The following is a 252-nucleotide window of genomic DNA, read 5'->3' as shown; positions in this document are numbered from 1 at the left end:
ACCGATGCCCATCGGCACGGCCAGCTGCAGTTCTTCGGTGACTATGCAGCGCTCGCCGATCCCGCCACCTTTGCCCGGTGGCTGGCACCGCTGCGTGCCTGCGAATGGTTTGTGTACGCCAAACGTCTGTGGCGCGACAATCTGGATGAGAGACGCGCGACAATCAGCTTGAGAATGTCGCGGCAGAAATATGATGCCGATGTTGATTGACGCTGGCAAGCGTTTATTGATTGACGCGCGGTTTTGATTGAC

Annotated in this window: 1 pseudogene; it reads left to right on the top strand. The window is 57.5% G+C overall.

The window, feature by feature from the left end:
* A pseudogene (locus F6X40_RS43145) lies at positions 1-210 on the top strand (hypothetical protein); the annotation flags it as partial.
* Positions 211-252: the final 42 nt, after the last annotated feature.

Origin of the sequence: Paraburkholderia sp. UCT31, from assembly GCF_014397655.1 — a bacterium.
In the GTDB taxonomy this organism is placed as follows: Bacteria; Pseudomonadota; Gammaproteobacteria; order Burkholderiales; family Burkholderiaceae; genus Paraburkholderia; species Paraburkholderia tuberum.
Note: the sequence above shows the minus strand (reverse complement) of the source record. Positions and strands in the feature narration are given on the sequence as shown.